Raw genomic sequence first — 25606 nt, 5'->3', positions numbered from 1 at the left:
TAACAGGCATTGCAGCGTTTTCGCCTCTCCATGCACATCACTTTTTGGGAGCGTTGAACGATGACAATGCCTGCCGCACTCTTTATTTCCGACCTGCATCTTCAGAGTTCGCACCCGCGCACCAGCGCGGCGTTTCTTTCATTCCTGGAACACCATGCGCAATATGCGCAAGCGCTGTATCTATTAGGCGACCTGTTCGAATACTGGGCCGGCGACGATGACCTGGAAGAACCGTTCAATGCGCACATGACGGCTGCCATCCGCGCCATCAGCGATGCTGGCGTGCACGTGTACTGGATCGCCGGCAACCGCGATTTCCTCGTCGGCTCCGGCTTTGCCGCCGCCGCCGGCGCCACCCTGCTCAGCGAACCGCATGTGGCGAACATTGCCGGCCAGCGCATCGTCTTGCTGCATGGCGACGCCGAATGCACAAAAGATGTGCAATACATGGAGTTTCGCGCCATGGTGCGCCAGCCCGCGTGGCAAAAACAATTCCTGTCCATGCCACTGGCGCAGCGCAAGGCCATCATCGACGGTTTGCGCCAAAGCAGTCGCGAGCACAATGGCGAAAAATCCATGGATATCATGGATGTCACCCCCGATGCGGTGGCGCAAGTGTTTGCCGAACACGCCAGCACCGTCATGATCCACGGCCACACGCACCGCCCAGCCGTGCATAAAGTCGACAATACCTTGCGCTATGTCCTGCCCGACTGGGAGTGCGACGTGACGGCGCCGGAACAGCCACGCGGCGGCTGGATCGCCATCGATACGCGCGGCAACATCACGCGCCATGCTCTCAACGGCGACATCATCGACTAGGCTTGCGCCGACCACCGCACGGGCGTTTGTCCGATAGCCGCGCCCGCCTGGTCTTGCTGTAATGGCGCCATGCACACTGTTTACATCGGCACGGCCGGCTGGAGCCTTTCCAGCGCCGCCACCAGCCACTTTCCCCTTGATGGCAGCCATCTGCAGCGCTATGCCAGCGTCTTGCCCTGCGTGGAAATCAATAGCTCGTTCTACCGTCCGCACCAGAGCGCCACCTACGCGCGCTGGGCCGCCAGCGTGCCCGACCATTTCCGCTTCAGCGTGAAATTGCCACGCAGCATCACGCACGAACGGCGTTTGCGCGATGGCACGGCGGAACTGGATCGCTTTGCGGGAGAAGTATCGGAACTGGGAATAAAACTGGGCTGCGTGCTGGTGCAGCTACCGCCCAGCCTGGGTTTCGAGGCGGACGTGGTCGCCACATTTTTCCATGCGCTGCGCCAGCGCTTCGACGGCATGCTCGCTTGCGAGGCGCGCCACCCCAGTTGGTTCGAGGCAGGCGCGACCGAGCTTTTGACGATGCAAGGCATCACGCGTGTGCGCGCCGATCCGCCCGCCGGCCAGCCGGGCCCGCACGTGCCGACAACAAGCGTGGCCTACCTGCGCCTGCACGGCAGCCCGAGAATCTATTACTCTGCCTACCCGCCCGACTATCTGGCAAACCTGGCCACCTCCTTGCAAGAGCCGGCACAGGCAGGCAGCTGGTGTATCTTCGACAATACGGCGGCCGGGGCCGCCCTGTTCCATGCGCTGGACTTGCAGGCGCGGCTGACGGGCTTGCCAGCCGCACAACTGTGCACCTAGGGCAAGGGCGCCTGGATCAAGGCCTGAGCAGTAAAGCCATATAACACGCGCCTGCCAATGGCGAAGGTACTCAATACAGGAGAGCCCCAACCCAGTGTCATAGGCAGACCGAGTGAAACAGTGTCCGTTGGCGGCACATATGATGGATCTTTGAGCAACGCGACGTTTAGGCGATCTGAACAGGACGACTTGTTGACGCTTTTAGAAACCGGCGCGGGGATGAATTTCCTCGGACGCTAGCGTGCTTCATTCACGTAACGCGCGTACTTCGCGATCACGCAACTTGCGTGGCCCCCGATCCAGAATGTAAAGGGCTCCAATAGGATAGCCGTCTCTATCTTTAAGCGGAAACCCAGCATAAAACCGAATATATAGTTCGCCAGTAACCGGCGGGTTGTTCTGAAACCGAGGATCGAGCAGTGCGTCTGGATGTGCAAGAATTCGATGCGGCCAGATAATTTCCCAGTCGTCAGCACACCTGGCTGGGGCATGCTGCTTTGATCGCACGACCTTTATTGGCTCGGCCTTGGCAGGTACACGCACCAATGTCGGCATCGTCAAACGGCTATGTAACCCACATGACTTCCTTAGCCGGCGCTCTGCGGCGTTGCCCACCGCTCGCAGTGCTCGCACTGCGAGCGGTGGACGCCTTGCATGGCATCCGGCTACGTTCGTCGTAATTTCACAATAGTTTCCTGACGATTACTTAGCTGCCAGCTTGACGGCGGCCCGCGTGCGAGGCGTGTTGTTGGAGACATGAGCAATAATGCGGCTACCTTCGGGATCGGCGGTGAGCTGGAAAACGCCGACAACTTCGGCTAGCATCTGCGCTTCTTTCTGCAGCGATGCGGCTGCGCTGCTGGCCTGTTCGACCATGGCGGCGTTCTGCTGGGTCGCTTCGTCCATCTCGCCTACGGCTTGGTTGACCGATTCGATGCCGGTGCTTTGTTCCTGGCTGGCCAGGCTGATCTCTGCCATGATGTCGGTTACGCGTTTTACGCTACGCACAATCTCTTCCATCGTAGTGCCGGCATCGTCAACCAGGCGCGCACCGATGTCGACCCGCTGCACCGAACTGCCGATCAAGGCCTTGATTTCGCTGGCGGCCGAAGCCGAACGCTGAGCCAGGTTACGCACCTCGGTTGCCACGACAGCAAAGCCGCGGCCCTGCTCGCCGGCGCGAGCCGCTTCCACGGCGGCATTGAGCGCCAGGATATTGGTCTGAAATGCAATCGAGTCGATCACGCCGATGATGTCGACAATTTTCTTTGACGATTCGTTGATTGCAGCCATAGTCTCGACCACTTGCGCTACCACGGCCCCCCCACGTACCGCCACTTCGGATGCGGACTCGGCCAGTACATTGGCCTGCCGCGCATTGTCGGCATTCTGACGCACGGTGCTAGTTAATTCCTCCAGAGACGATGCGGTCTCTTCAAGCGTTCCTGCCTGGCGTTCGGTGCGCGATGAGAGATCAAAGTTTCCGGCTGCGATCTCGGTCGAAGCGTTGAAAATTGTTTCGGTGCCGGTCCGCACCTGCGCAACGATATCGACCAGGTTGTCGCGCATTTTTTTCATGGCGAACAGCAGGCTGCTGTGGTCATCTTTCGCTGTGTGAATCGCGACGGACAGGTCGCCAGCAGCGATGCGGGTGACGATACTGACAGCATAATCCGGTTGTCCGCCGAGCTGCTTCAGCAGCCCGCGACCGATATACCAGGCACTGCTTACGCCGGCGGCAATGGCAACCGAACACAGCACTAGCATCCAGGTAAAGAAGCTGCTGCTCAGCACACGGGCACCGGCGGTAGCGTCCTGGCTCATCTTTTCCTCCAGGTCGATCAGTTTATTCACCGACGCCAACCAGCCTACGAAGGCCGGGCCGACCTGTTGCGCCAGCAGGCTGGAAGCCTGCGTAAATTGCTCGGCACTCCGCAACTCAATCACCTTGGCGATCAACGGTTGCACGCGGCGCTCGGTATCCTTGATATTGCTCAAGGCTGCTTTTTCATCGGCAGTCACGGCACCGGCAAACAAGGCATCGAGGGGTGCCGCCGATTGCTGATATTTTTCATCAAGCGCCTTGATTTTGCTCACCTGCACCTGGATGGCGGCGGCGTCAGTGGCCAACACCACGTCGCGCACGGCAATCGCACGGTCATGGACGCTGCCACGGAAGTTGATCGCGTGGCGCTGTTTAACGTTATTGACATCGTTGACGCGGCTGAGCGTCTGATCGATACTGCCGACTCGATTCATGGCTAGGCCGGTGAGTAAGATTGTCAGCGCGAAAGTAATGCCGAAACCTATTGCCAGACGGGTGCCGACGGTTTGAGTGGAATTGTTCATTCAAGTCTTTATGTAGTTTGCAGGACAGGGCAATAAGAAAGCCATTGTCCGATAAATGATGATTCTTTGCGGCAACGTCTTTGGCGAGCAGATAGCGGTTGCAAATTTTAAATTTGCAACATTTAGCTTCTTGCAATGGATACGCAGCGCGGAAAGACAGGATTTTTCTAAAAAGTATCAATTTATGCAGGACGGCAACTGCCTATCTATTTGCCAACCGTTGCCGGAGCAGCGTTTCCTGTTTTCGAGAATGAAAGTTGGGCGACCAGCGGTCTGATGGTTCACCCTACCTTGCCTCACACATGGCTGGCGAAGCTGGTGGCAAGCAAGCTCGCAGCAGCGACGACAGACAATTGCAACCTCAGCGGTAAATACCACATGGGCAGCCCGGCGTGTCTGAACAGCCGCCAGTCCTGGAAGGAATGGACGCCAAAGCCGGTGGCCAGCAAGGCACTGCCGGCAAGCGGGTCAAGCGCCAAGGCCAACCAGGCCAGCAAGGCGGGAATCACACTCCAGGCAAAGCAGACGTTGCGCTTACGATCACTGACGAATTGCACGCTCATGGCAAAACCCCAATGCAGCGCGCCTACAAAACTGAGGATCACAGCGCCGTATTGAAGTGATAATTGCTGCCAGACACCGCTACGCTGCGTATCGAGCCAGCTCGCCGCCAATAAGGCAAGGAACGGTATCAGGCCAGCGTAAGCCAGGCAGGCAACGATGCGCGGCGTGCGGCCCCGGCTCATTTGACGCGCCCACTCCAGCTCGTCGACCACAGCCGCATTCAATGCTAGCTTGTTCATGCAACCCTCTTTGTTTATCAATGTCGTGCGTCGTTTATCGCTGCACTAGCAAGTATGATGAGATTGTAGCTATAATGAACCGCATAGTCCAATATTAAATGGTTCAATGTAGGTTCATCACAACAAGTGCTATATATTTGAAGAGGCCATGTCATGCCCAATCCTGACGAAAACAGTGTCACGACAACAGTTTTTTTTGATGGCTCCTGCCCTTTATGCCGATGGGAAATCAGCCTCTATCAAGGTGCTGTGCCGACGAGTCCCATCCAATGGGTCGATGTCAGCAATACCAAGCAAACGGCAATGGAGGGTTGCAGTTGCAGGGAGTTGATGGCGCGATTTCATGTGCAAACGAAGGAAGGCGCCATGCTGAGCGGCGCGGCGGCGTTCGTTGCCCTCTGGCTGTTATACCCGTCGTGGCGCTGGTTAGGAAAATTGGGCTCCTTACCCGGCATGCAAGCGCTGCTGGAGTTGCTTTATCGTGGCTTCTTGCACCTGCGTCCCGGCATCCAGTGGCTGGTCAGACAATTCGCCACTGCCAAGCGGCAGTAGTGCAAGTATTGTCGGGCATGGCACAACTCGGGCGAAACAGGCTCCAGCACGGCAAAAGGCCATCCTTACAGTTCAACAATTCGATCTGGTGAACCGAAAATGAACCGCTTCAGACGCAAGGAAGAGCAAAACACGCTGGACACGTACAACGCCGGTCGATAAGCTGAAGCTCGATATCAGCTGGCGCACAGTTTGCGCCGGCCGCGTACAGACAGCGGCGTCGACATCGAGAACTCGGGCAACGCTCGCAGGCACTTGTGGAAACAGATAGGTAACCCCCACCCTTTGACTGGAGCAGCATGCCATGATGTCGAGTCTTCCTGAGCAGTTTAACGCGCTAGTGCTTGGAGCGTCGGGCGCGATCGGCGCCGCATTCGTCGACCTGTTGAGCGCCATGCCACGCTGCGCATCTGTGTGCGGCCTGCATCGCCATTCGACACCACGACTCGACTTTGCCGACGAAAACAGCATTGCCGAGGCCGCACGAGAACTTGCCAACAAGCCTCCTTATCACCTGATCATCAACGCCGCAGGCATGCTGCACGACGGCAATCTCATGCCTGAGAAACGCCTGGCTGACCTGAATTATCAGCAGATGCAGGCAATTTTCCAGGCCAACACCATGGGGCCGGCACTGCTCATGCGCCATTTCTCGCCGCTACTCGATGGTGAACGCGCCATCATGGCCATGTTATCGGCGAAAGTGGGCAGCATAGGCGATAATCAGCTAGGCGGCTGGTACAGCTACCGCGCATCGAAGGCCGCGCTCAACATGCTGGTCAAGACGGCAGCCATTGAATTGGCACGCAAGCAGAAGCACTGCGTGCTGGTCGCGCTGCATCCGGGCACCGTCAACTCTCGCTTGTCGCAGCCATTTCGCGGTGAGCTTATCGGACGTCCGGCGCATGACGCCGCCAGCGACATGCTCACCGTATTGAACACACTGAGGCCGTCTGACAGCGGCGCATTCCTGGCCTACGACGGCACGCGCCTCCCCTGGTAGTACGCACCGCAGCGCACCGCGCGCCACGCTTAAGCGCAGCCGGCAATGATGCGTTGCGCCAGTGCATGACCGCTAAGCCAGGCAGCCTCTACTGTGCCACCGTTCAGCCAATCGCCGCAGATACCCAGACCCTGCCCTGCCTCCCAGAGGCAGACATCGTCACGCGCCTGCGGCGTACTGGCATAGCGCCAACGGTGTACGCTCCAGCGTTGCGGCACCTGCCCGCCCAAACTGAGAAAGGCTGCAAGCAGCTGCGCGGCAATGCTATCGGCATCGAGCTCAATGTGCGTCTCGCTCCATTCAGCACTGGCATGCAAGAGCCAGCTTTCGCGACCGCTACGACCAGGCTTGGCGCTGTCGCATGCCACCCAGCGCAGCGGGCCGGAGTTGAGGAAAGCCGCATTGAAGTCCAATGCCAACGGCTGCGCATACTCCAGCATCATTGCCCAGCAGCCTGCCATGCTTGTCCCGGCCGCCAGCGCGGCCTGCAATGGCGCCACCTGGTTCAGCAGTGGCACCGCCTGCGGCGCCGGCACCGCAAGCACTACCATGTCATAGCGCTGCGCAAGAGGCCCCTCATCCTGCACATGCAAGCGCCAAGCGCCGTCTTCACGTCGCAACGCACTGATCGCTATCCCTGTGTGCAATGCCAGATCTGCGGCCAGCCACGCGGCGATAGATGACATGCACGGAACGCCGACAAAGCGCTCGACCGGTGCACCGCCGCTGCATCCGTCGGCATCGAAGCCGCGCAGTTGCAGCTGCCAATGCGCAGCCACGCCGGCCTGCTCCCAGCGCGTCACCTCGGCCCGAAATTCAGGGTTGCGCGCAGTAAAGTACTGTGCGCCATGGTCGCATTGCCAGTCGGCGCCGCGCCGTGTGCTCATGCGCCCTCCCGCACCGCGGCTCTTGTCAAACAGAGTGACCGGGAAGCCAGCCTGACTCAAGGCCGTGGCACAGGCCAGACCGGCGATGCCGGCGCCAATGATGGCGATGCGAGCAGAGCTCATCATGAGATGCTCAGTCTTCTGCGCAGCAACATGCCCGGCTGCAAGCGCAGCACCGTTCCCGCGTGACCAGACATGCGCCAGGCTGGCGAGTGCCATGAAATGTGCGGGCAGCACTGGGCTTTCGTGATGGTGCAATACGGCATAGTGCTCCTGATAAGTGATGACTTTCCGCTTACAGGCCCGCCGGCAGAGGCAGGGCCTCCGCCCGAGCAAGGCGCAACAGCGCTTCCTCCAGGATCATGCGTGCGGTTGCGGCGGCGTGCCCCAACTGCTCATGCAACAGCGCGTCGGCCACATTGCGCGACGAGCATTGTTCGCTGTAACGCTCGAAACTGTTGATCATCAACAGGATCTCCGTCAGATGGCGCGGGCATTCACATTGGACAGTACTGCTGGCCGCCGCCAGCTCCGCCAACGCCCGGTCGTCGAAGCGGCGCGGGGCAGGCGCCGCCGGGCGCTGCCGCGCAAGCTGAGCTTGCGCCATGGGCAACGCAGCCAGCGCCGCCTGGCACAGCAACACTATTTCTGCAACATCGCTGGGTACGCGCGCAACCAGGCAGCCCTGAGCGCGCAACTGGCGTATGGTCGCGCTGGCGCCGAAACGGTACAACACCACCACCGCCATCCCCAGTTTTTGACGCAGCGCGCAAATCGCCGGCACCACGCTCTCATCGAGTTCCGATATTTCCATCAACAGCAGTTGCGCGCCGGTGCCAGGCCATGTCGCTGCCGCATCGTCCAGATTCTGAAAGTTGGCGACGATATCGAGCACCAGTAGCTCTCGCCCGCCGACGGCCAGGCGTCGCGCCAGAGCCGTGCCCATCAGCGCCAGGCGCAGAGGCTGCAAAGGCTGCAAAGGAGCGCCAGGCTCCTGTCCCAACGCAAACTGGCCCAACTGTTCCAACTGTTCCAACTGCAGCTTCGCCAGCGCGCCAATTGGATGACCCTGGTCGACCAGTTGCTTCATCAGCCGCAGCCGACGAACCTGATCCTCGGAATACAAACGCTGGCCATGCGCGCTACGGCCGGTGTCGGAGATGCCGTAACGACGCTCCCACACCCGCAACGTTTCAACCGGCAAGCCAGCAAGTCTGGCGGCGACCCCGCTGCGATATTGAACAGGCTGGCCGTTGGCGAGCTGAGGAGGGAGTAAAGACTGGACCATAAACCGAACCGATAATGAACCTATAATTTCTGATTATATCGCGTAATTGGCAGACAACTGACGAAACTCGCCGAATACACCGCTACAAATCCAGTTCATCGCCACACCAACTCCTGGTGAGACGGGGACAGGCTCGACTTTTCTTGAGTTAGATGCAACAAAATTGAACATGAACCCGCCGCAAACGGCTGATTACTCGACAGATTCCGTACAGATGAGATGGCGCGTCGCCCTTATGCCCGACCAAGGACCGCAGCGCCAGCCATCAGTTTTGGCTACGAACACATCGAGTTCGGTCCTACCATCCTGTGGCCTTCGTCCATTCAGCGTGCAGAAAAAAGCGTGGATCGTATGGACTGGATTTTGGTGTCCACGATAATAGTGATTCCTAGCAATCAGGCTGAATAGGCTCTCCCCATGCAAGCAATCAAGTACTGGCCCGGAAATTGGACACAGCTGTTCATCCAGGCCGCAGATTCTGTCATGAGAAGCGGCCTCAATTATTTGTTCTCGACTATATTTGCTCATTTTCGACAATATTTAGCTGTTTGCGACTATCTTTGGCCGGAATAACAATGTTGAAAATACATCGATTGTATTGACATCCGATTTTTTACTGTTATAGTTAACTACAACACCAACTCAATACATCACGGAGCTTCGATGCCTACAGCATTTTTTACGCGCTGCACCGCCCCGCCCCTATCGGAGCGCATCCCATGAGCGCGGAATGGAACGACAATAGCCCCATCTACCGCCAGCTCAAGGCCAGGGTAGTGGGCATGATGCTCGATGGCGTGCTGCAGTCCGGCGACGCCCTGCCTTCGGTGCGCCAGGTGGCGGCCGACTATCAATTGAATCCCATCACGGTTTCGCGCGCCTATCAGGAACTGGTCGACGATGCCCTGGTGGAAAAACGCAGAGGACTCGGTATGTATGTCTTGGAAGGCGCCCGCGACAAATTGCTGGCCAGTGAACGCGAGCGCTTCCTGCGCGAAGAATGGCCAGCCTTGCTGGAACATATCACCCGCCTGGGCCTGGACCTCGATCAACTACTGCAAGCGAGCCGCGACAATGGCGCACACGGAGAGAACGCATGAATGGATTGAACAAGGACAGCGTCATCAGCGCGCGCGGCCTGCACAAGCAGTATGGCAAGCACGTCGCCATCGATGGCATCAGCTTCGATATCGCGCCAGGACGCATCGTCGGCTTGATCGGGCCTAACGGTTCCGGCAAGACCACCACCCTGAAAGCCATCCTGGGCTTGACGGGTTTCGAAGGCGAACTGTCGGTGCTGGGGCGCGATCCGCGCGTGCAGCGCGACGCGCTGATGGAGGACGTGTGCTTCATCGCCGACGTGGCCATCCTGCCGGGCTGGTTGCGCGTGGCCGACGCCATCGATTTCGTTGCTGGCGTGCATCCACGTTTCGACCGCAGCAAGGCCGAACGCTACCTGGCCCACACCAAGCTGGCGCCGAAAATGAAGGTCAAGGCCATGTCGAAAGGCATGATAGTGCAGCTGCACCTGGCGCTGGTGATGGCCATCGACGCCAAACTGCTGGTGCTCGACGAGCCGACCCTGGGCCTGGATATCCTGTACCGCAAGCAGTTCTACCAGAACCTGCTGGAAGACTATTTCGATGAAAACAAGACCATCGTCATCACCACGCACCAGATCGAGGAAGTGGAACACATCCTCAGCGACCTGATGTTCATTCGCGACGGCAAGATCGTGCTGGCCTCGAGCATGGAAGAGGTGGGCGAGCGCTACATCGAGGTGATGGTGGGCCCGCAGCACGTCAATCCGGCGCGCGCCCTGCAGCCGATCAGCGAACGCAGCGTGTTCGGCAAGTCGGTGATGCTGTTCGATGGCGTCGCCCGCACCCAACTGGCCGCCCTGGGCGAAGTACGCACGCCCAGCCTGGCTGACCTGTTTGTCGCGACCATGAAAGGATCGTACCAATGAGTATTTCCCCTGCAAACAAGCTGCAATGGCTGCTCCGGCGTGAACTGTGGGAACACAAAGGCATGCTGGTGTGGACGCCGGCCCTGATCGGCGTCGTCATGACGGTGCTGGGTACCCTGATGGCGGCAGCCACCGTCGCAAGCACCAAAATGCACACGGCGCTCATCGTCAATGGCGAGGAAATTTCCTGGAGCACCATCTTCAATACCCGCACCTTCAGTCCGCGCCGCACGGAAATCATCGACGCCGTCGCCAACAACTATACGTACGCGGCGGCGCCGCTGTTCCTGGCACTGGGCTTCCTGGTGTTTTTCTATTGCCTGAGCGCCCTGCATGACGACCGCCGCGACCGCAGCGTGCTGTTCTGGAAATCGCTGCCCATCTCGGATGCGCAGACGGTGCTGTCAAAAGCGGCCATCGCCCTGCTGGTCGCGCCGCTGATCGTGGCCGCCACCGCCAGCCTGACTTCGCTGGCCCTGATCCTGATACTGAGCGGCGTGCTGGCGGCCAACGGCATCCACGTGTTTGCCGAACTGCTCGGCTCTCCCGGCCTGTACCTGGGACCGCTGCGCGTGTTCGGCTTGCTGCCCGTGTATTGCCTGTGGGCCTTGCCGACGGTTGGCTGGTTGCTGATGGTCTCGAGCTGGGCCAAGTCGAAAGTCTTCCTTTGGGCCGTCGGCCTGCCGCTGCTGTTGCTCATCCTGACAGTCTGGGCCGGCAAGCTGACGCAGACGGAAAGCGACGTCAGCTGGATACAGATGAATGTCATCGGACGCGCCCTGCTGGGCACCCTCCCCGGCAGCTGGTATCTGTTTGAACCGGAACTGCTGCCGCAAATGCACGCCCTGGCAGAAGGGGGATCGCACATGACACGCATCGATGTGTTCAGCAATTCCTGGTCCAGCCTGGCCCTGCCAGCCGTCTGGCTGGGAGCGGCGGCAGGCGGGGTGCTGATTTACGCCGCCATCCGCCTGCGCCGCTGGCGCGAGGAAGGCTGACAAGCGCGCGATCACTGCCCCATCAAAACGCCCCGCCCGTCGGGGCGTTCTTCATGCACGCCAGCTCGCACACACAAGGCACCTCCCCACATCCGTCGGCGAACCTTGGCGGCGCCCTGCACGCGTGTGCCGACCGGCAAGTTGACGGTCTGGTGGCTGATCCCGGCCTCCCTGGCGAAGGCCCGATGGGCAGCAAGGCCATCGCGCACGAGCAAAACGTCCTTGTCAATGACGAAATCGAGGGTTTAGCCCGTGCGGTCGCGCGCCATCAGGATGCAGACTTGTTCATTGAAAATGCCGCGTTGATGACCCTGGATCGTATGCGGCGCACGAGCCTGGTGCAAACGGTCTTGCAAGCTTGATCCCGGCCCGGCATAAGCGCAGCTGGCCGGCTGGAATCAGGCCCGCGTCAACTGACCGATGACGCTGGCCACTTTGGCCGTAATCATGTCGACCGCGGGGCCATTGGCGCCATGCGGCAAAATGACATCGGCATTACGCTTGGTGGGTTCGATGAATTGCTTGTGCATCGGGCGTACTGTTTCCAGATACTGCTCGATGACGCTTTCCACCGAGCGCCCGCGTTCGGTGATATCGCGCTGCATGCGGCGGATGAAGCGCACGTCGGAAGCCGTATCGACAAAGATCTTCAGCGACATCATGTTGCGCAAGTCTTCGTCATACAAGGCAAACAGGCCTTCGATGACGATCACCGGCGCCGGCTTGACCAGAATGGTCCTGCTGGAGCGATTGTGCAGCGTGAAGTCGTACTCAGGCATCTCGATCGCTTCGCCATTGCGCAATGCCTGGATATGCTGCACCAGCAATGGCCACTCGAACGCCTGCGGATGGTCGTAATTCTGCTGGCGGCGAACTTCTGGGGAGAGATGGGTCTGGTCGCAGTAGTAATCGTCTTGCATCACGACCGAGACCATGTCGGCGCCGAACGACGCGAGCACTTGCTGGGATACGGTGGACTTGCCACTGCCGCTTCCGCCAGCGACACCAATAACAAACGGTTGGAAGGAAATAGTATTCATGCCGAATGATACCGGAAACGTGACCGGACTGACAGGGAGCGGCTGATCCTGCATCATGTTGCGCAGCTCGGATGCGCGGCGGCACGCCGCGTCATCCGGGCTGCGCCATCATTCGAACTGCTTGCGGAACGCTTCGAACTGCGCCGCCAGGCCATCGAAGTCGCTGCGCAATTGCAGCACTTCCTGTTCCAGCTGGGCCACGCGGCTGCCCTGCTGCGGCGCGCTGACAGCGCCGGCAAAACCGGCCGCCGTCTCGATCTGCGCCAGCGCTTCTGCGCCGCCCAGCAAGTGGCCGTAGCGCGGTTCCTTGGCGCCGGGGGCGACGGCCAGCTTGGCCACCAGCGGCGGGTATTTATCGATCAGGAATTGCAGGCCGGATTCCACTTCCGCCACGGACTTGAATTCATGCACGCGGCCGCTGCGGCTGCGGATTTCGCCGGCCGTCTGCAAGCCCCGCAGCATCAATATCGTCAGGATCGCCAGTTTATCCTGTTCCAGCGACCACTTGATGCGCATGCGGTGTTCATACTTGGCAACGCGCGCGCCCGCCTGCGTGATACCGTTGACGAATTTGCGCTGCATCAGGCGCTGCAGCACATCGTAGACGGTTTCCTCGGAGAGAGCCATGACGGGGTCGCGGCTGGATAACTGGTTGCAGCCATTGGTCAGGGCATTCAGCGACAGCGGATAGCTGTCCGGCGTCAGCGCTTCCTTTTCGGCCAGCACGGCCAGCACGCGGATCTCGAAGGGGTCGAGCAGATTCGGATTGTCACTGCCCTTTTCTGCTGCGTTTTCAGCTATGTTTACGTCTGTAGTCATGCCTGTATCCTTAATCAACCAGCTTGTTCATTTGCTCGGAATCAAATTTATCACACTCAGGCACAGCCTGGCAGCATATGCCCGCCGCCTTCAGGGTGGCGAGGATGGTTTCGATGCGCTGTTCCTGCGCCACAGCATGCGTGATCAAGCCTTGCAAGGCTTTCGACAGCGGATCGTCGCCGTTGGGCGTGACGCCATACGCGGCGAACAGGTGGGCCGTGCTGCCCTCGCGCAAGGCGTTGACATCCTTTTGCACGATGTGCGCGGGGTTCCCCACGGCCGTGGCGCCGGACGGCACGGGTTTCAACAGCACGGCGTTCGAGCCCACTTTGGCGTACTCGCCCACCGTGAAGCTGCCCAGCACCTGGGCGCCGGCGCCGACAATGACGCCCCGTTCCAGGGTCGGATGGCGCTTGGCACCGCTGTGCAGCGAGGTGCCGCCCAGGGTCACGCCCTGGTAGATGGTGCAGTCGTCGCCGACGACGGCCGTCTCGCCGATCACCACGCCGAAGCCATGGTCGATGAAGACGCGCCGGCCAATGGTGGCTCCAGGGTGGATTTCGATGCCCGTGATGATGCGGGCGATGTACGAAATGAAGCGCCCCACCCACTTCATGTGCCGCGTCCAGCACCAGTGCGCCCAGCCGTGCATGACGATGGCGTGCAAGCCAGGATAGCAGGTCAGCACCTCCCAGCCATTGCGGGCGGCCGGGTCACGTTCGATGATGCTGTTGATGTCTTCGCGCAGGTGGTGGAACATAATGACAATGGATAAGGTGGAACGCAAATGGTAGCGTATTCGGAGGGGGAATGCTGAAGGGGCTGACGTCGAGAGGCCCCTCAACGGCAAGCTGGGGTCAGTTCCTTCGGAATCGTGATGCGTTCCATTGGAACGCATCACCCCGTCGGAGCTGACCCCAAGTGATGCTGACTTATGCTTCTAAAGCGATGCGCTGGCGGCGGGCTTCGTAGAGGCACACGCCGGAAGCGACCGACACGTTCAGACTCTCGACGGAGCCGAACATCGGGATGCTGACCAGAATGTCGCAAGTATCGCGCGTCAGGCGGCGCATGCCTTCGCCTTCGGAACCCATGACCAGGGCCGTCGGGCCCGTGAAATCGGCTTCGTACAAACCTTTTTCGCCATCGTCGGTGGTGCCGATCAGCCAGATGCCGCGCTCCTTGAGTTCACGCATGGTGCGCGCCAGATTCGTCACGGTGATGTACGGGACGGTCTCGGCGGCGCCGCTGGCGACCTTGGCGGCTGTGGTATTCAAACCCACGGCGCGGTCCTTCGGCACGATGACGGCATGTGCGCCGACGCCGTCGGCCACGCGCAGGCAGGCACCCAGGTTGTGGGGGTCGGTAATGCCGTCGAGTATCAACAGCAGTGGCGGGCCATCGATGGCATCCAGCAGCTCATCGAGATTGCGCGCCAGCGACAGCTGCGACGCAAACGCGATCACGCCCTGGTGGCGGCGCGTGCCGACGATCTTGTCCAGACGCGACGAGTCAACGGGCATGACACGCACGTTGGCAGCCTTGGCGGCGGCGATCATGTCTTTCATGCGGCCGTCGACGCGGCTGGCATCGACGAAAATTTCTTCCACAGACGACGCTTCGTGACGCAGGCGCGAGGTGACGGCGTGGAAGCCGAAAATCATTTTATTCTTCATGTGTTATCGCTTCTTTTAACGCTTGCTTTTGCTTGTTTTTGATACAGTTTTTGCTGCACGTGGTGCCGCAGCAGCGGGTGCCGCGGCTGGTTTATTGCTGCGCTTGGACGCGGCTGCCTTGGGGGCCGCCGCCTTAGGGGCTTCCTTCGGGGCTGCCTTGGTTGCAGGCTTGGCTTGCGCCTTGGCGCCATTGGAGCGGCCGCCGGAACCATTGCCAGACTTGCCGCCGGCCTTGGTGCCGGTGTTCACGCTGGCCTTGATCTCGTGGCGCTGCTCGGTCGCGGGACCTGGCTTGACCATGGATTTCTTCTCGCCCTTGCGCTTGCCGCCCGACTGTTTGGCCGGCGCTTCTTCGCCTGCCAGTTCCGCATCGGTGACCAGACGCAGGTCGATCTTGCGCGTTTCCAGGTCGACACGCGCCACTTGCACCGTCAGGCGGTCCGTCAGCTGATAACGCTTGCCCGTGCGTTCGCCGCGCAATTCATGGCGCGCATCGTCGTACTGGAAGTAGTCGGTGCCCAGCTCGGTGACGTGCACCAGGCCTTCGACAAACAGGGTGTCGAGCTGCACGAACACGCCGAAGGTGGTCACGCCCGTGATGGTGCCGGTGAACTCTTCGCCCAGCTTGTCTTGCATGAAGTAGCATTTGAGCCACGCTTCCACATCGCGCGACGCTTCGTCGGCGCGGCGCTCGTTGGCCGAGCAATGCACGCCCAGCGCGTCCCAGATGGTGAGATCCGTTTTCTTCGGCTTGCCGTCGGCCTTGTCCTTCGCCTGCTGCTTGCGCGTGGCATTCGACACGTTGGTGTTCAGCACGGTCTTGTCGGACAGCTTCGGCTCGTATTTCTTGCCTTGCAAAATAGCCTTGATGGCGCGGTGCGTCAGCAGGTCCGGATAGCGGCGGATCGGGCTGGTGAAGTGGGCATACGCCTCGTAGGCCAGGCCGAAGTGGCCGATATTGTCCGGGCTGTAGACGGCTTGCTGCATCGAGCGCAACAGCATCGTTTGCAGCAGGGCCGCGTCGGGACGCGCCTTGATCTGCTGCATCAGGGCCTGGTAATCGGAGGCCGATGGCGTGTCGCCACCCGTCAGGTTCAGGCCGACTTGCTTGAGGAAGGTGCGTACTTGCGTGAGCTTTTCCTTGGTCGGGCTGGCGTGGATGCGGTACGTGCCTGGATGCTTGTTACGCAGCAACAAATCGGCCGCGCAAACGTTGGCCGCCAGCATGCACTCTTCGATGATCTTGTGCGCGTCGTTGCGCGTGCGGGGGATGATCTTTTCGATCTTGCCGGCGCTATTGCAGACGATGTACGTTTCCGTCGTCTCGAAATCGATGGCGCCGCGCTCAGTGCGTGCTTTCAGCAAGGCGAGGTAGACGGCTTCCAGGTTTTGCAGGTGCGGCAGGATGTCCGCGCGGCGTGCCGCTTCGGGTCCCTTGGTGTTGCCCAGCACGGCAGCGACCTCGTCATACGTGAGGCGCGCGGCCGAATGGATCACGGCCGGGTAGAACTGGTACGCCTTCAGCTCGCCCTTGTCGCTGACGACGGCGTCGCAGACGAGGGTCAGGCGGTCGACGGCCGGGTTCAGCGAGCACAGGCCATTCGACAGTTTTTCCGGCAGCATCGGGATCACGCGGCGCGGGAAGTAGACGGACGTGCTGCGTTCGAGCGCATCGGCGTCGAGCGCGTCGTTCGGCTTCACGTAATGGCTGACGTCGGCAATCGCCACGATCAGGCGGAAGCAGTTGGTGCGGCCAATCTTGACGGGTTCGCAGTACACGGCATCGTCGAAATCGCGCGCGTCTTCACCGTCGATGGTGACCAATGGCACGTCGCGCAGGTCGACACGGTCTTTCAGGTCGGCGTCGCGCACTTCGAACGGCAGTTTTTCCGCCTGTTTCAGGGCGGCGGCGGAGAAGATGTGCGGCACGTTGAATTTGCGCACGGCAATTTCAATTTCCATGCCGGGATCATCGAGCGCACCGAGCACTTCGACGATCTTGCCGACCGGCTGCTTGAAGCGCATCGGTTGCTCGGTCAGCTCGACGCTGACGATCTGGCCAGCCTTCGCCTTGCCCACCGAACCGGTCACCAGGATGTCCTGGCCGATGCGCTGGTCTTCCGGCGCCACGACCCAGGTGCCGTTTTCCTGGATCAAACGGCCGATGACGTGGCTATTGGCGCGGTAAGTGACTTCCACGATCGTGCCTTCCGGGCGGCCGCGGCGGTCCGTGCCGACGATGCGGGCCATGACCTTGTCGCCATGCAGGACTTTCTGCATTTCTTTCTCAGGCAGGAACAGGTCGGCGCTGGCATCGTCGGGAATGACGAAGCCGAAGCCATCGCGGTGGCTCGTGACGCGACCGGCGACAAGCGCGCTCTGGTCGGCCAGGCTGAAAACACCGCTGGCATCAGACTTGAGCTGGCCGTCGCGCTCCATCGCCTTCAGGCGACGGACCAGGACATCCATGGAATCGGCATGCACTTGCAGCGTTTTCCCGAGAGACTGCGGATCGAGAGGCGCGCTGACGCTGCGGAATATGCCGAGAATGTCCTCCCGGCTGGGGATGGTGTGGGTATTTTGGCTCAAAAGTATTTCTATAGTTGTTATTGACAGTGATCAAACGGAGAACAAAGACCGATGACATCACCGTCAATATTGACACGGTGATGTTCGATAGTGTACCGGAGGACGCCTTGGTTTGCCTAACGGACAGCGTAGCGGAAACCGAACAAGTGCCCCGCCGATGAAAAAAAGGAGAAAAGCTGCGCAATGCATTTGACTTCGGCAAATATTGCTCTATAATCTAGCCCTCTTGCAGCGACAAACCTTCACGGGAATGCAGTTGCAGGAAAGCGGTACAGGGTTGATGTGCAGTATGGAGCGAAAGCTCATCTGGCGCAAAACTCTTCAAGTCGCTATAATAGCAGAATTGTTGCTAAGTTATTTTGCAACAAGCTAGAACAGTAAAGTAGTAAGTTACAGCAACATCAGTGCCCACGTGGCGGAATTGGTAGACGCGCATGGTTCAGGTCCATGTGCCTTCGGGTGTAGGGGTTCGAGTCCCTTCGTGGGCACCATTACCTAATTCGCAAAAAAGCCGCAAACTTTCACGAGTTTGCGGCTTTTTTCATTTCCGAGACAAAAATCGCCTTAGCTCCCGCCAGTCACTCACACTGCCGCAGCCAGGCAGCACCCCCCTCCCGGGGACAGAGGCAGGCGGGAAATCGCTGAAAAAAGAGGCATATTTTGCCTTTTCTCATAGGTAACGGCCCTTTTCAGGCAAAAAAACATGTTTCTTGAAGAAAAGTGCAAAATGTTGATTGACCGAATGCGCGCCAGCCCTTATGATTTTGTCCTCGCTGCAGAACACGCAGCGTAAAGCAAGAAGCAGCAACAATGCCCACGTGGCGGAATTGGTAGACGCGCATGGTTCAGGTCCATGTGCCTTCGGGTGTAGGGGTTCGAGTCCCTTCGTGGGCACCACCAGCAACGAGTTGTTTTCGTTGTGATCCGCAGTAAAGCAGTAAGCAGTTGAAGCAAGCAGCACAATGCCCACGTGGCGGAATTGGTAGACGCGCATGGTTCAGGTCCATGTGCCTTCGGGTGTAGGGGTTCGAGTCCCTTCGTGGGCACCACCAGCAACGAGTTGTTTTCGTTGTAGTCCGCAGTACAGTAGTGAGACATCGCAGTAAGCAACAAGCAGCATCAGTGCCCACGTGGCGGAATTGGTAGACGCGCATGGTTCAGGTCCATGTGCCTTCGGGTGTAGGGGTTCGAGTCCCTTCGTGGGCACCATTACCTAATTCGCAAAAAAGCCGCAAACTTTCACGAGTTTGCGGCTTTTTTCATTCCAGAATGCAGCATCCCTGCGGCACCTTCCCCTTATTTGGCCAGCGCCGCCTTGACGGCTTCAAGCAGGCTCGTCGTCGGACGGCCAATCAGCGCGCTCAATTGCTTGCCATTGTCTTCCAGCCCGCCCCTGGCCGCGCCGGCATCGGAATCGGCCAGCAGATCGGCAAAGCCTTCCGGCACGCCCACGCCCACCAGCGCCGCCTTGAAGTCGGCCTGCGGCAAATCTTTATACACAATCGCCTTGCCCGACTGGCGCGCCACTTCGGCTGCGTACTCGGCCAGGGTAAAGCCCTGATCGCCCGCCAGTTCATATACGGTTTGCGGCTGGGCCGCCGTCAGGACTGCGGCAGCGGCGGCGGCGTAATCAGCGCGCGCGGCCGACGAGAAACGGCCATTTTGCGCCGCGCCCAGCACGACGCCATGCTCGAGCACGGGCGCCAGATGTTCCGTATGGTTTTCCAGGTACCAGCCGTTGCGCAGGAAAGCGTACGGCAGGCTTGACGCGCGGATGGCCGCCTCCGTGATGACATGCTCGGCAGCCAGGCCCAGCGGCGACGTGTCGGCGCGCAAGACGCTGGTGTAGGCCAGCAGGGCCACGCCGGCGCGCCTGGCCGCATCGATGACGTTCTGGTGCTGCTGCGCGCGCTGGCCCACTTCGCTCGACGAAATCAGCAAAATCTTCGTTGCGCCCTTGAACGCCGCGTCAAGGCTGGCGCCATCGTTGTAATCGGCCTGGCGCACTTGCACGCCCAGTGCGGCCAGGTTGGCGGCCCTGGCCGGGTCGCGCACGGCGGCGATGATACTGGCTGCGGGTACGGATGTGAGCAGGCTGGCGATGACGTGCTGGCCCAGATTGCCTGTGGCGCCGGTGATGACGATCATGATTTTTCCTTGGAGGGTGGGTGGTAAGACCCTATAATAGGACTATTACTTACTTATTGTAAGTACGTACCTTTTGGTAAGTATTAATTGAAGCGACAATTGAAGGCCAACTATCATGTCCACAGACACTCCCGGCGCCAGCCTGCGCGCCGCTCTCGCCCGGCAAAACCAGGGCGCGCAACTGCTGGTGGCCGCCTGCCCGTCGCGCGCCGTGCTCAGCCACCTGACCAGCCGCTGGGCCGTGCTGGTACTGGTACTACTGCTGAGCGGCACGCGGCGCTTCAGCGAGCTGCGCCGCGAAGTGGGCGGGGTGAGCGAAAAAATGCTGGCGCAAACCCTGGAAGCGCTGGCGGGCGACGGTTTCGTGCTGCGCCAGGCGTATCTGGTGATACCGCCCAAGGTGGAATACAGCCTCACGCCGCTGGGACGCGAAGCGGCCGAACGCCTGGCCGTGCTGGTCGACTGGATCGAAGACAATTACCCGCGCGTCGAACAGGCGCGCGCCGAACTCGCGCTGCCGTACGCACAAACCGCAGCGTAAAACAGCACGCAAGCGCATTGCTTTTGGTCATCAAGAATTATCGTTTACTCCTACTTGCCTTGATGTAATACTAGCCTCACGATACGCGTAAGGGCGCGACACCATGAATCAGTTGATTTCCTCCATCGCCGACCGGGCCAAAGTGCTACTGGTGAGCAATTCGCCTAACGATGTGCGCGAACTGCTGTATGTGCTGGACCGGCATAACCTGGGCACGGGGCTGGCGGGTGATATCGACGAAGGGGTGGAACTGGCGGCCGGCGGCACGGACCTGATCCTGCTCGACGCGGCCCTGGCCGGAACGAATATCGGCGCCACCTGCATGCGTCTGCGTAATGCGGGCGGACGCCATGGCGTGCCGCTGCTGCTGATGTCGGCCACCCCCAGCGCCGAGGAACAGGGCCGCAGCGTGGGAGCAGGCGCCAGCGACTACATCAAGATGCCCTTCAATGCGCGCGACGTGGCGGAAAAAATCCTCATGGAACTGGCGCTGCACAAGGCCGAGGCGCCCGCCGCCCACTCCTCCGCCATTCCCGCCACGCCACCGCGGCCCCTGCATCCGCAAACGCTGGAAGTTAATTACCATTCCATCCTGGCCGGCTCGCCCGACGCCGTGCTGCTGTTCGATATCGACAACCGCCTGCTGATCGACGCCAACCACCTGGCCGAAGAATTGTTCGGCATGCCGCTGGCCGAGCTGCTGCAAGGAGGCATGGAGCCGCTGTTCCCCAGGCATCAGGACGATGGCCGCGCTTCGCCGCCATTGCTGGAAGAAAAGATCCGCGATACCTTGCAAGGCAAGATCGTCGTCTTCCGCGCCACTTGCTGCCACCGCGACAGCCACCCGATCGCCTGCGAAATCCGCTTGATGCGCTTATCCGTGCCGGGCCGGCAGCTCGTGCATGCGCGCATCATCGACTTGACCGAACGCAATCTCGCCGAAGCCATGCGCGCGGGCCAGAGCACCCTGCTGGAAATGGTCGCCAAGGGGGCGCCCCTGATCCCCACCCTGAACCAGCTGCTGCTGCTGATCGAAGGCCAGTCGCGCGGCGTGCTCTGCTCCATCATGCTGCTCGACGATGACGGCGTCCACATGCACAGCGCGGCCGGTCCCAGCCTGCCGCCCGACTACATGGCCCTGCTCGAAGGCGTGGCCATCGGCCCTGGCGTGGGTTCGTGCGGCACGGCCATGTTCCTGCGCGAACCGGTAGTAGTCAGCGACATCATGCGCGATCCCCTGTGGGCGCCCTACCGCGAGCTGGCGGCGCCGTTCGGCTTGCGCGCCTGCTGGTCGCGCCCCATCTTCGGCCAGGATGGCGCTGTGCTCGGTTCGTTCGCCATGTATTACCGCGAAGTGCGCCAGCCCGATGCGCGCGACCTGGAGCTGATCGACACGGCCACCGACCTGGCCGGCATCGCCATCGGCCGCATGCGCCATGAACGCGAGCTGCAGCGCCACCGCGCCCACCTGGAAGAGCTGGTGGACGAACGCACGGCCGCCCTGACGCTAGCCAAGGAACAGTCCGAACAGGCGAACCGCGAACTGGCCGCGGCGCTGGAAAACCTGTCCATCACGCAGGAAGAACTGGTGCGCCGCGACAAGCTGGCCGCGCTCGGTGCGCTGGTGGCCGGCATCGCGCATGAACTCAATACGCCGATCGGCAACGGCCTGGTGGTAGCCACCACCATGGCCGAACGCACGCGCGAAATCCAGGCCAGCTTCCTCGACGGCTTGCGCCGCTCCGAACTGGGCGCCTACCTGACCCAGGCCAGCGAGGCTGACGCCATCATGCTGCGCAACCTGCAGCGCGCCGCCGACCTGGTCTCGAGCTTCAAGCAGATCGCCGTCGACCGCGCCAGCTCGCAACGCCGCCACTTCCTGCTGCGCCAGTTCATCGCCGAACTGATGCTGCCCATGTGCACGCCGCTCAAGGCCGCCGGCCTGAGCCTGACGCAAGACGTGCCGGACGACCTGGCCATGGACAGCTACCCCGGTCCGCTGGGCCAGGTGCTGAGCAATCTGCTGGAAAACTGCCTGCGCCATGCCTTCGACGGCCGCAGCGGGGGGAGTATCGCCATCACCGCGCGCGGCAGCGACGACGGGCAGACGATCACCCTGTCCATCAGCGACACGGGCGTGGGCATCGCCGCCGACGACTTGGCACATGTCTACGACCCCTTCTTCACGAGCAAGCTCGGTTCGGGCGGTTCGGGCCTGGGCCTGCACGTGGCGCACAACATCGTCACGGGCGTGCTGGGCGGCCATATCGACGCCACCAGCAGCACCGGAGCCGGCAGCGGCACCACCTTCACCCTGCAGCTGCCCGCTGCGGCGCCGCAATCGCCCGCGCCCTGAACAGCAAGCGCGCTACAATGCACGCAGGCTTTTCTTTCGGAGCACTTATGAAATACCTGATCGCCACGGCCCTGCTGGCCGCCTGTGCCTGGGCAGCGGCCGGACCGGCGCCTTGGTACCAGTGGCGCAGCAAGATCGACGGCACCCTGTCGTGCGCCCAGTCCACCCTGGGATTTGGCTGGGAGCTGGCCTCGGGACCGTACAAAGATAGCCGTTGCGAAAAACCGGCGCTTGTTAAATAATGGGGCCATGACCACACGGGGCACCGGCTTGAGATCAAGCGATGGCATTGCGGCGTCGAAAGAGTATGGAACGATAAGAACGTATCTATTCAAACCGAGGAGACCACATGTTTACGAATCCCGAACAATTCGCATCGGCCACCAAGGCCCTGTTTGAATTCCAGCTGATGACCTTCAACACCCTGACCTCCAAGGCCGTGCAAGGCGTGGAACAGGTGCTGGCACTGAACATGGCCACCGCCAAGTCCGGCATCGAGGATGGCCTTGCCGCCGGCAAGGAAATCAGCCAGGCCAAGGATCCGAAGGCCGCCATGGCCGCCGCTGCTGCCCAGCTGCAACCGGGCGTGGCCGGCGCAAAAGCGTATAAACAGCAACTCGACGACATCATCAAGGAAATCCACACGGAATTCACCACGGCCGCAGAAGCCCACGTGGCCGAAGCGAAAAGCAATTTGAGCGCCCTGATCTACGATGTCACGAAAAACGTGCCGCCAGGCTCGGAAAACGCCGTGGCCATCGTCAAGGCCGCCATCGACAATGCCTTCCTCGGCTACGAGCAAGTGACCAAGGCCACCAAGCAAGCCGTGAAAACCGTGGAAGATCAAATTGCCAAGGCAAGCGCGCAAGTGGCACAGGCCACGGAAAAAGCCACGGCCGGCGCACAAGCTGCGGCTGAAAAGGCGGCGCCGGCTGCCAAGCCGAAGGCTGCCAAGAAGTAAGTTGACTCAATGTGGGGTCAGACCCGCCGGGTCTGACCCCAGCCTTTGAATGGGCTCACCTCACCGGCATGATCCGATACACGCAGCGCCTTTCCCCCTCCAGCAGATACTCGCTGCGTTCCACCGTGCAATCGTCCCCCAATACCCGCTGAAAGATGGCCAGCTCCGAGCGGCAGAAATTCTGGCATGCCGTGGCGGCCGCGCAAATCGGACAATGGTTTTCCACGAGCAAGACACTGCCATCATCCTGCGGCTCGGCATGGGCCATGTAGCCCTCGCCATCGCGCACCCGCGCCAGACTGTCCACTCTTTGCGCCAGCGCAAGCTGCGGGTCGACCAGCCTGCCGTAGGCCAGTTCGCTGCTGCGCTCGCGCGCGCCGATCAATTTATCGAGACCTTCATCGCCGAACAGGGTTTTCACTTGCGTAATCAATTCCAGCGTCAGGTCGGCATGGCGGTCGGGGTAGCGCGCATGGCCCTCGCGCGTCAGCGCCCAGCGCCGCGACGGACGCCCCACCTTGTCGGCCACGTCCTCGTGCGCCACCAGGCCCTTGTCCTGCGCCGCCTCGAGCTGGCGCCGCGCGCCCATGGAGGTGATATCGAGCAAGGCCGCCAACTGCTGCGCCGTCTGCGGCCCCCGCATCTTCAGCAGGAACAGCGTCTGCCCGGACGTGTTCATGCCACTGCCTTGGCATCAACGGCGCCGTCCAGCTGGCGGCGCCAGGCCGCCATGCGCCAGGCAGCCCAGGCGGCGGACACGGCACCCGCAACGAGAATCAGCCGCGTGTCGATCAGGGTCAGCACGGAGCCGCTCAGGGCCACGACGATGTTGGCGATGCAAAAGGTCGTGGCCAACAAGCCCATCACTGCGCCCTGCCCGTGCATGCTGAAGCGCTCGGCGCACCAGCCCTGTATCACCGTGTTGTACAGCGCATTCGGAATGCCGAACAGCACGATGGCGGCAATGCCCACCCAGATATTACCTAACGCCAAGACCCCTACGGCCAGCGCCACGCCGCAGGCATACCAGCTGGCGCGCAGCAAGGGCGCATGGCGGCTGGGACCGCCCGCCAGCAAGGACGTGATGGTCATCGTGCCGCACAAACCCACATTCACCCAGGCAATCTCCTGCGCACGGTAACTGGCCGTCTCGACCAGCCACAGCGGATAAAACTCGTAAAAACTGGCCACGCCACAGGTCAGCGCCAGTTGCACGATGAACAGGGTACGCAGCTCCGCATGGCGCAGCAGGTTCAGCGAATGGCGGTCGCGCGCCACTTGCCACCACGACGTCGTCAATAGCGAAGGTGTTTCGCGCGGCAAGCCGGCGGTCACCAGCACGGCAACGAGCATCAGGGCGGCGGCGGCGATCCAGAACGGCACCGTCACGCCCCAATGCAGGGTCGCGCCCGCCAAGATGGGGCCCACCAGCCAGCCCAGGTAAAACGCGCCGTTCAGCCAGGACATGGCGCGCAGGCGCAGCGGTCCCGTCAACTGGTCGGCCAGCATGGCGCGTGCCACGGCGCCGTTTCCTTCCAGCAAACCCGTGATGAAACGGGCGACGATGAACAGCGGATAGGATTGGATCACCAGCGCCCAGGCCGTGATGGCGTGGCCGATGGCGGCACCCACGGCAGTGCGCATCAGCAAGGGGCGGCGGCCATAGCGGTCGGACAGCGGTCCCAGCAAAGCCGAGCCGATCAGCAAGCCCAGCGGGTTGATGGTCAGCGCCAGGCCGAACAACAGTTTCGACGGCAAGCCGAGAAAATTGTTGAAGGCATTGGGCGCCTCGGCCGCAAACAGGGGCGGCAGGATCGGGTACGGCAAGGAAGCACCGATGGTCGACAGCAGCGCCAGCAGGCAGGCGGCGGAAATCAGGATGATATTTTTCATGCGGGCTCGATGGATAGTGTCTGGCAAGACTACGTGACCGCGCCACATTAGTAAACTAAAATGTTTATTAATTATACCCATCATTGCTACCATGGCACT

24 protein-coding genes, 4 tRNA genes and 1 pseudogene are annotated in these 25606 nt (G+C 60.9%); 15 read left to right on the top strand and 14 right to left on the bottom strand.

What is annotated here, in order from left to right; all coding sequences use genetic code 11:
- Positions 1 to 66 precede the first annotated feature (66 nt).
- Both ACQ4WL_RS14445 and ACQ4WL_RS14440 read left to right on the top strand, forming a co-directional pair.
- The gene (locus ACQ4WL_RS14445) at positions 67 to 822 is read left to right on the top strand and encodes a UDP-2,3-diacylglucosamine diphosphatase (RefSeq protein WP_436510372.1); all 756 of its coding nucleotides are present in this window, start codon (positions 67 to 69) and stop codon (positions 820 to 822) included.
- A gap of 69 nt (positions 823 to 891) precedes the next feature.
- Entirely contained in the window at positions 892 to 1635 is a 744-nt protein-coding gene (locus ACQ4WL_RS14440; protein ID WP_436510371.1) for a DUF72 domain-containing protein, read from the top strand.
- 246 nt (positions 1636 to 1881) lie between these two features.
- Here the strand turns inward: ACQ4WL_RS14440 and ACQ4WL_RS14435 are convergent, their stop codons facing one another.
- From ACQ4WL_RS14435 to ACQ4WL_RS14425, 3 genes are all read right to left on the bottom strand, one after another.
- Positions 1882 to 2190 (bottom strand): GAF domain-containing protein, encoded by a 309-nt coding sequence (locus tag ACQ4WL_RS14435; protein ID WP_436510370.1) that lies wholly within the window; start codon positions 2188 to 2190, stop codon positions 1882 to 1884.
- Between the two features lie 147 nt (positions 2191 to 2337).
- On the bottom strand, positions 2338 to 3984 hold the full coding sequence (locus ACQ4WL_RS14430) for a methyl-accepting chemotaxis protein (protein WP_436510369.1): 1647 nt from the start codon (positions 3982 to 3984) through the stop codon (positions 2338 to 2340).
- A gap of 296 nt (positions 3985 to 4280) precedes the next feature.
- Positions 4281 to 4787: a DUF3429 domain-containing protein gene (locus ACQ4WL_RS14425; RefSeq protein ID WP_436510368.1), complete on the bottom strand. Its 507-nt coding sequence runs from the start codon at positions 4785 to 4787 to the stop codon at positions 4281 to 4283.
- A 153-nt stretch (positions 4788 to 4940) separates the two neighbouring features.
- Between ACQ4WL_RS14425 and ACQ4WL_RS14420 the strand changes: the two genes are divergently transcribed.
- Complete coding sequence (locus ACQ4WL_RS14420) at positions 4941 to 5339, top strand: thiol-disulfide oxidoreductase DCC family protein (protein WP_436510367.1); 399 nt, start codon at positions 4941 to 4943, stop codon at positions 5337 to 5339.
- A gap of 307 nt (positions 5340 to 5646) precedes the next feature.
- The gene (locus ACQ4WL_RS14415; RefSeq protein ID WP_436510420.1) at positions 5647 to 6342 is read left to right on the top strand and encodes an SDR family NAD(P)-dependent oxidoreductase; all 696 of its coding nucleotides are present in this window, start codon (positions 5647 to 5649) and stop codon (positions 6340 to 6342) included.
- Positions 6343 to 6371: 29 nt separating this feature from the next.
- Here ACQ4WL_RS14415 and ACQ4WL_RS14410 read toward each other — a convergent pair whose 3' ends face one another.
- Positions 6372 to 7448, bottom strand: coding sequence for an NAD(P)/FAD-dependent oxidoreductase (locus ACQ4WL_RS14410; RefSeq protein ID WP_436510366.1), 1077 nt, complete (start codon positions 7446 to 7448; stop codon positions 6372 to 6374).
- A 76-nt stretch (positions 7449 to 7524) separates the two neighbouring features.
- On the bottom strand, positions 7525 to 8517 hold the full coding sequence (locus ACQ4WL_RS14405) for a MerR family transcriptional regulator (protein WP_436510365.1): 993 nt from the start codon (positions 8515 to 8517) through the stop codon (positions 7525 to 7527).
- Positions 8518 to 9236: 719 nt separating this feature from the next.
- Here ACQ4WL_RS14405 and ACQ4WL_RS14400 point away from each other — a divergent pair.
- The 3 genes from ACQ4WL_RS14400 to ACQ4WL_RS14390 are packed head-to-tail and all read left to right on the top strand — an operon-like array spanning position 9237 to position 11484.
- On the top strand, positions 9237 to 9617 hold the full coding sequence (locus tag ACQ4WL_RS14400) for a GntR family transcriptional regulator (protein ID WP_219116129.1): 381 nt from the start codon (positions 9237 to 9239) through the stop codon (positions 9615 to 9617).
- Positions 9614 to 10486 (top strand): ABC transporter ATP-binding protein, encoded by an 873-nt coding sequence (locus ACQ4WL_RS14395; RefSeq protein WP_436510364.1) that lies wholly within the window; start codon positions 9614 to 9616, stop codon positions 10484 to 10486. The genes ACQ4WL_RS14400 and ACQ4WL_RS14395 overlap by 4 nt, the downstream gene beginning before the upstream one ends.
- Positions 10483 to 11484 (top strand): hypothetical protein, encoded by a 1002-nt coding sequence (locus ACQ4WL_RS14390; protein ID WP_436510363.1) that lies wholly within the window; start codon positions 10483 to 10485, stop codon positions 11482 to 11484. The genes ACQ4WL_RS14395 and ACQ4WL_RS14390 overlap by 4 nt, the downstream gene beginning before the upstream one ends.
- An 80-nt stretch (positions 11485 to 11564) precedes the next feature.
- Here ACQ4WL_RS14390 and ACQ4WL_RS14385 read toward each other — a convergent pair.
- The 6 genes and pseudogenes from ACQ4WL_RS14385 to rnr form a co-directional block, all read right to left on the bottom strand.
- Positions 11565 to 11849 (bottom strand): annotated as a pseudogene (locus tag ACQ4WL_RS14385) (IS1595 family transposase); the annotation flags it as partial.
- 33 nt (positions 11850 to 11882) lie between these two features.
- Positions 11883 to 12524, bottom strand: a complete 642-nt coding sequence (gene udk / locus ACQ4WL_RS14380; RefSeq protein ID WP_436510362.1) for a uridine kinase — start codon at positions 12522 to 12524, stop codon at positions 11883 to 11885.
- Between the two features lie 108 nt (positions 12525 to 12632).
- The gene (locus ACQ4WL_RS14375; RefSeq protein ID WP_436510361.1) at positions 12633 to 13343 is read right to left on the bottom strand and encodes a YceH family protein; all 711 of its coding nucleotides are present in this window, start codon (positions 13341 to 13343) and stop codon (positions 12633 to 12635) included.
- Positions 13344 to 13353: 10 nt separating this feature from the next.
- A complete protein-coding gene (cysE, locus tag ACQ4WL_RS14370) occupies positions 13354 to 14103 on the bottom strand; it encodes a serine O-acetyltransferase (protein ID WP_436510360.1) in 750 nt (249 codons plus the stop codon).
- A 172-nt stretch (positions 14104 to 14275) separates the two neighbouring features.
- A complete protein-coding gene (rlmB, locus tag ACQ4WL_RS14365; protein ID WP_071078185.1) occupies positions 14276 to 15019 on the bottom strand; it encodes a 23S rRNA (guanosine(2251)-2'-O)-methyltransferase RlmB in 744 nt (247 codons plus the stop codon).
- Between the two features lie 15 nt (positions 15020 to 15034).
- Positions 15035 to 17608 (bottom strand): ribonuclease R, encoded by a 2574-nt coding sequence (gene rnr, locus ACQ4WL_RS14360; protein WP_436510359.1) that lies wholly within the window; start codon positions 17606 to 17608, stop codon positions 15035 to 15037.
- A gap of 406 nt (positions 17609 to 18014) precedes the next feature.
- On the opposite strand from rnr, the gene ACQ4WL_RS14355 reads away from it, so the two are divergent.
- The 4 genes from ACQ4WL_RS14355 (at position 18015) to ACQ4WL_RS14340 (ending at position 18817) form a co-directional block, all read left to right on the top strand.
- Positions 18015 to 18099 (top strand) — tRNA-Leu (locus tag ACQ4WL_RS14355).
- Positions 18100 to 18420: 321 nt separating this feature from the next.
- Positions 18421 to 18505, top strand: a tRNA-Leu gene (locus tag ACQ4WL_RS14350).
- A gap of 67 nt (positions 18506 to 18572) precedes the next feature.
- Positions 18573 to 18657 (top strand) — tRNA-Leu (locus ACQ4WL_RS14345).
- Positions 18658 to 18732: 75 nt separating this feature from the next.
- A tRNA-Leu gene (locus ACQ4WL_RS14340) sits at positions 18733 to 18817 on the top strand.
- Between the two features lie 87 nt (positions 18818 to 18904).
- On the opposite strand, the gene ACQ4WL_RS14335 is transcribed toward ACQ4WL_RS14340, so the two are convergent.
- On the bottom strand, positions 18905 to 19756 hold the full coding sequence (locus ACQ4WL_RS14335; RefSeq protein ID WP_436510358.1) for an NmrA family NAD(P)-binding protein: 852 nt from the start codon (positions 19754 to 19756) through the stop codon (positions 18905 to 18907).
- Positions 19757 to 19871: 115 nt separating this feature from the next.
- On the opposite strand from ACQ4WL_RS14335, the gene ACQ4WL_RS14330 reads away from it, so the two are divergent.
- The 4 genes from ACQ4WL_RS14330 to phaP all read left to right on the top strand — a co-directional run bounded on the left by ACQ4WL_RS14330 (position 19872) and on the right by phaP (position 23614).
- The gene (locus ACQ4WL_RS14330) at positions 19872 to 20297 is read left to right on the top strand and encodes a winged helix-turn-helix transcriptional regulator (RefSeq protein ID WP_436510357.1); all 426 of its coding nucleotides are present in this window, start codon (positions 19872 to 19874) and stop codon (positions 20295 to 20297) included.
- A gap of 103 nt (positions 20298 to 20400) precedes the next feature.
- Positions 20401 to 22653, top strand: a complete 2253-nt coding sequence (locus ACQ4WL_RS14325; RefSeq protein WP_436510356.1) for an ATP-binding protein — start codon at positions 20401 to 20403, stop codon at positions 22651 to 22653.
- A gap of 47 nt (positions 22654 to 22700) precedes the next feature.
- Entirely contained in the window at positions 22701 to 22895 is a 195-nt protein-coding gene (locus tag ACQ4WL_RS14320) for a hypothetical protein (protein WP_436510355.1), read from the top strand.
- Positions 22896 to 23002: 107 nt separating this feature from the next.
- Complete coding sequence (phaP, locus tag ACQ4WL_RS14315; protein ID WP_436510354.1) at positions 23003 to 23614, top strand: TIGR01841 family phasin; 612 nt, start codon at positions 23003 to 23005, stop codon at positions 23612 to 23614.
- A gap of 55 nt (positions 23615 to 23669) precedes the next feature.
- Here phaP and ACQ4WL_RS14310 read toward each other — a convergent pair whose 3' ends face one another.
- On the bottom strand, positions 23670 to 24293 hold the full coding sequence (locus tag ACQ4WL_RS14310) for a helix-turn-helix transcriptional regulator (RefSeq protein WP_436510353.1): 624 nt from the start codon (positions 24291 to 24293) through the stop codon (positions 23670 to 23672).
- Positions 24290 to 25507 carry an MFS transporter gene (locus ACQ4WL_RS14305; RefSeq protein WP_436510352.1) on the bottom strand — a complete coding sequence of 406 codons (1218 nt, stop codon included), beginning with the start codon at positions 25505 to 25507 and terminating at the stop codon, positions 24290 to 24292. The genes ACQ4WL_RS14310 and ACQ4WL_RS14305 overlap by 4 nt, the downstream gene beginning before the upstream one ends.
- Positions 25508 to 25606 lie beyond the last annotated feature (99 nt).

The organism is Janthinobacterium kochi, from assembly GCF_051380715.1.
Lineage (GTDB): Bacteria > Pseudomonadota > Gammaproteobacteria > Burkholderiales > Burkholderiaceae_D > Janthinobacterium.
The sequence above is the reverse complement of the archived record's forward strand: the minus strand, read 5'-3'. Positions and strand labels throughout refer to the sequence as shown.

Coding starts and splice junctions, on each gene's coding strand:
- ACQ4WL_RS14445 (WP_436510372.1), top strand. CDS start 67: ATGCCTGCCGCACTCTTTATTTCCGACCTGCATCTTCAGAGTTCGCAC.
- ACQ4WL_RS14440 (WP_436510371.1), top strand. CDS start 892: ATGCACACTGTTTACATCGGCACGGCCGGCTGGAGCCTTTCCAGCGCC.
- ACQ4WL_RS14435 (WP_436510370.1), bottom strand. CDS start 2,190: ATGCCGACATTGGTGCGTGTACCTGCCAAGGCCGAGCCAATAAAGGTC.
- ACQ4WL_RS14430 (WP_436510369.1), bottom strand. CDS start 3,984: ATGAACAATTCCACTCAAACCGTCGGCACCCGTCTGGCAATAGGTTTC.
- ACQ4WL_RS14425 (WP_436510368.1), bottom strand. CDS start 4,787: ATGAACAAGCTAGCATTGAATGCGGCTGTGGTCGACGAGCTGGAGTGG.
- ACQ4WL_RS14420 (WP_436510367.1), top strand. CDS start 4,941: ATGCCCAATCCTGACGAAAACAGTGTCACGACAACAGTTTTTTTTGAT.
- ACQ4WL_RS14415 (WP_436510420.1), top strand. CDS start 5,647: ATGTCGAGTCTTCCTGAGCAGTTTAACGCGCTAGTGCTTGGAGCGTCG.
- ACQ4WL_RS14410 (WP_436510366.1), bottom strand. CDS start 7,448: ATGGCACTCGCCAGCCTGGCGCATGTCTGGTCACGCGGGAACGGTGCT.
- ACQ4WL_RS14405 (WP_436510365.1), bottom strand. CDS start 8,517: ATGGTCCAGTCTTTACTCCCTCCTCAGCTCGCCAACGGCCAGCCTGTT.
- ACQ4WL_RS14400 (WP_219116129.1), top strand. CDS start 9,237: ATGAGCGCGGAATGGAACGACAATAGCCCCATCTACCGCCAGCTCAAG.
- ACQ4WL_RS14395 (WP_436510364.1), top strand. CDS start 9,614: ATGAATGGATTGAACAAGGACAGCGTCATCAGCGCGCGCGGCCTGCAC.
- ACQ4WL_RS14390 (WP_436510363.1), top strand. CDS start 10,483: ATGAGTATTTCCCCTGCAAACAAGCTGCAATGGCTGCTCCGGCGTGAA.
- udk (WP_436510362.1), bottom strand. CDS start 12,524: ATGAATACTATTTCCTTCCAACCGTTTGTTATTGGTGTCGCTGGCGGA.
- ACQ4WL_RS14375 (WP_436510361.1), bottom strand. CDS start 13,343: ATGACTACAGACGTAAACATAGCTGAAAACGCAGCAGAAAAGGGCAGT.
- cysE (WP_436510360.1), bottom strand. CDS start 14,103: ATGTTCCACCACCTGCGCGAAGACATCAACAGCATCATCGAACGTGAC.
- rlmB (WP_071078185.1), bottom strand. CDS start 15,019: ATGAAGAATAAAATGATTTTCGGCTTCCACGCCGTCACCTCGCGCCTG.
- ACQ4WL_RS14335 (WP_436510358.1), bottom strand. CDS start 19,756: ATGATCGTCATCACCGGCGCCACAGGCAATCTGGGCCAGCACGTCATC.
- ACQ4WL_RS14330 (WP_436510357.1), top strand. CDS start 19,872: ATGTCCACAGACACTCCCGGCGCCAGCCTGCGCGCCGCTCTCGCCCGG.
- ACQ4WL_RS14325 (WP_436510356.1), top strand. CDS start 20,401: ATGAATCAGTTGATTTCCTCCATCGCCGACCGGGCCAAAGTGCTACTG.
- ACQ4WL_RS14320 (WP_436510355.1), top strand. CDS start 22,701: ATGAAATACCTGATCGCCACGGCCCTGCTGGCCGCCTGTGCCTGGGCA.
- phaP (WP_436510354.1), top strand. CDS start 23,003: ATGTTTACGAATCCCGAACAATTCGCATCGGCCACCAAGGCCCTGTTT.
- ACQ4WL_RS14310 (WP_436510353.1), bottom strand. CDS start 24,293: ATGAACACGTCCGGGCAGACGCTGTTCCTGCTGAAGATGCGGGGGCCG.
- ACQ4WL_RS14305 (WP_436510352.1), bottom strand. CDS start 25,507: ATGAAAAATATCATCCTGATTTCCGCCGCCTGCCTGCTGGCGCTGCTG.